Origin of the sequence: Melaminivora alkalimesophila, assembly GCF_000282995.1 — a bacterium.
GTDB lineage: Bacteria > Pseudomonadota > Gammaproteobacteria > Burkholderiales > Burkholderiaceae_C > Melaminivora > Melaminivora alkalimesophila.
On sequence record NZ_ALEE01000208.1, the window covers coordinates 1 to 3,069 of the forward strand.

The 3,069-nt window shown below is 72.5% G+C and carries 4 protein-coding genes; all 4 read left to right on the plus strand.

Going from position 1 to position 3,069, the window contains the following annotated elements; translation table 11 throughout:
* Positions 1-250 (plus strand): peptidoglycan DD-metalloendopeptidase family protein (locus A612_RS03470; RefSeq protein WP_040435867.1); only part of this gene is annotated, 250 nt, incomplete at its 5' end.
* Positions 247-1,275, plus strand: coding sequence for an RluA family pseudouridine synthase (locus A612_RS03475; protein WP_019373200.1), 1,029 nt, complete (start codon positions 247-249; stop codon positions 1,273-1,275). The genes A612_RS03470 and A612_RS03475, both read left to right, overlap by 4 nt.
* A gap of 133 nt (positions 1,276-1,408) precedes the next feature.
* Positions 1,409-2,086: an SMC-Scp complex subunit ScpB gene (gene scpB, locus A612_RS03480; RefSeq protein ID WP_019373201.1), complete on the plus strand. Its 678-nt coding sequence runs from the start codon at positions 1,409-1,411 to the stop codon at positions 2,084-2,086.
* The coding region (locus A612_RS03485; protein ID WP_040435873.1) for a pseudouridine synthase at positions 2,052-3,069 on the plus strand (1,018 nt) is incomplete at its 3' end. The genes scpB and A612_RS03485, both read left to right, overlap by 35 nt.

The window sequence follows — 3,069 nt, forward strand, 5'->3', positions numbered from 1 at the left end:
CGGGCGGGTGGTCTATGCCGGCGCCGGGCTGCGCGGCTACGGCAACCTGATCATCCTCAAGCACAACAACACCTACCTCACGGCCTACGCGCACAACCGCACGCTGCTGGTCAAGGAGGACCAGAACGTGCGCCGTGGCCAGAAGATCGCCGAAATGGGCAATACGGACGCCGACCGCGTCAAGCTGCATTTCGAGATCCGTCGCCAGGGCAAGCCGGTCGATCCGGCGCGCTACCTCCCGGCGCGTTGACCCCCAGCGCGCCGCCCGGGCCAGGCGCGGGCCCAGAGGACGAGGAGGAACTGGTCGATCCGGGCGGACCGGAGGAGGGTGCGGCCGAGCTGCGCTCGCTCACCGTGCCTGCCGCGCTGCACCAGCAGCGCCTGGACAAGGCGCTCGCCGAGTTGGTGCCCGAGTTCTCGCGCAGCTACCTGCAGCAGCTGCTGGCGCAGGGCGCCGTGCAGCTGGACGGCCGCCCGGCGCCCAAACCGGCCCAGCGGGTGCAGGCCGGCGCCCGGCTGCTGGTCGAGATGCGCCCCACCCAGCAGAGCCAGGCCTTCCGGCCGGAGCAGCTGCCACTTGCGGTGGCGTACGAGGATGAGCATCTGCTGGTCGTCGACAAGCCCGCCGGGCTGGTGGTGCATCCCGCGCCCGGCCACTGGAGCGGCACCCTGCTCAACGCCCTGCTCGGGCGCGACCCGCGCGCCGCACAGCTGCCGCGCGCCGGTATCGTGCACCGGCTGGACAAGGACACCAGCGGCCTGATGGTCGTGGCGCGCACCCGCGCGACCATGGACGCGCTGGTGCGGCTGATTGCCGCGCGCGAAGTCAGCCGGCAATACCTGGCGCTCGCCTGGGGGCGCTGGCGTGGTCCGGACGAGCGCCGCATCGAGGCCGCGATGGGGCGCGATCCGCGCCAGCGGCTGCGCATGGCAGTGCTCGATCCGGCGCGCCACCCCGCCAAGCCGGCGCGCACCGACGTGCGGCTGCTCGCGCAGGGCGAGGAGGCCTTGCTGGCGCGCTGCACCCTGCACACCGGGCGCACCCACCAGATCCGCGTGCACATGGCCTCCATCGGGCACCCGCTGGTGGCCGACGCTCTCTATGGCGGGCGCCCCGGGGCGGGGCTGGAGCGCCAGGCCCTGCACGCCTGGCGCCTGGCCTTCGTGCACCCGGTGACGGGCGCGGCGCTGGAGTGCCATGCGCCGCTGCCTGCCGACCTGCGCGCGGCGCTCGCGCACTGGGGCCTCGGCTACAATCTGCCTTCGGGCGCATAGGACCGCGCAGCGCGCCGCGCGGCCAGCTGCGCAAGCACCTGGGAAGGTGCTCCTGACCCACACTCTACGCCGCGCCCTCCCTGTGCTGCAGCGCGGCCGCACCGACCCCCTTTCTTTCCGCAACGGTTGCGCCATGAATTCGGTGGAAGCCAAACGGGTTCTCGAGACCGCGCTGCTGTGCGCCGCGCAGCCGCTCACGGTGCGCGAGCTGCGCCTGCTGTTTGGCGACGCGCTGGGCGCGGATTCGATCCGGATGCTGCTCGGCCAACTGCAGCAGGAGTGGGCACCGCGCGGGGTCGAGCTGGTGGCGCTGGCAAGTGGCTGGCGTTTCCAGAGTCGCCCCCAGATGCGCGAGTACCTCGACCGGCTCCATCCCGAGAAGCCGCCGCGCTACACGCGCGCCGTCCTCGAGACCCTGGCGATCATCGCCTACCGCCAGCCGGTGACGCGCGGCGACATCGAGGACATCCGCGGCGTCACGGTGAACAGCCTGATCATCAAGCAGCTCGAGGACCGGGGCTGGATCGAGGTCATCGGGCACCGGGAGACCGCGGGGCGCCCGGCGCTGCTGGCGACCACGCGGCAGTTCCTGGACGACCTGGGCCTGCAGTCGCTGGACCAGCTCCCGCCTCTCGAGGACGTGGCGGGGCGCACCGACGCCGCCGAGGCCTTGGCCGCGGCGCTGTCCGGAGAGATGCCGCCCGACCCGCCGGACGCCGCGCCGCACGGGCCGCGGGAGCCGGCTGGCCAGGAACCGCGCGGCGAAACAGCCACCCATGCCACGCATGCAAGAGATGACGACGATGAATGAAGACCGCAGGCCCCCCCGCAAGACCCCGGGCCGCACCCGGCCCCAGGCCGGCGGCTCCACCGACCGGCGAGAGGGCGCAGGGCAGGCGCCCAGACCCCGGCGCCAGCGTCCCGCCCCAATGCGCACGGCCGGCTACGAGTTCGCCGATGTGGTGGCGGGCCAGCTCGACCAGGACGAGGCCGATGCGCAGCTGCGCCCGGCCAAGCGCGTGCTGCAGCCGCACGTCGAGAGCCCGAAGCTGCACAAGGTGCTGGCGCAGGCCGGCATGGGCTCGCGCCTGGAGATGGAGCAGCTGATCCTGGAGGGACGCATTTCCGTCAACAACGAGCCGGCCCATGTGGGCCAGCGCGTGCAGTACGGCGACCAGATCAAGGTCAACGGCAAGCCCATCCGCGTGCGCATCGCGCCGCCGCCGCCGCGCGTGCTGGCCTACCACAAGCCAGTGGGCGAGGTGGTGACGCACGACGACCCGCAGAACCGGCCGACGGTGTTTCGCAAGCTGCCGCGCCTGATGCACGGCAAGTGGCAGTCGGTCGGGCGCCTCGACCTGAACACCGAGGGGCTGCTGCTGTTCACGAATTCCGGCGAACTGGCCAACCGGCTGATGCACCCGCGCTTCGGACTGGAGCGTGAGTACGCGGTGCGCGTGCTGGGCACGCTCTCCGACGAGGGGCGCCAGCGCCTGCTCGACGGCGTCGAGCTGGAGGATGGGCGCGCCGCCTTCGGCACCATCGAGGACGGGGGCGGCGAAGGTGCGAATTGCTGGTACCGCGTCACCATCTCCGAGGGGCGCAACCGGGAGGTGCGGCGCATGTTCGAATCGGTGGGCCATGCGGTCAGCCGCCTGATCCGCATCCGCTACGGCGCCATGGTCTTGCCGCGCGGACTCAAGCGCGGCGCCTGGCTGGAGCTGGACCAGCACGACATCCAGGCGCTCATGCAGGCCTCGGGAATGCCGCCGCCCGCGCACCCGCAGCCGCCTG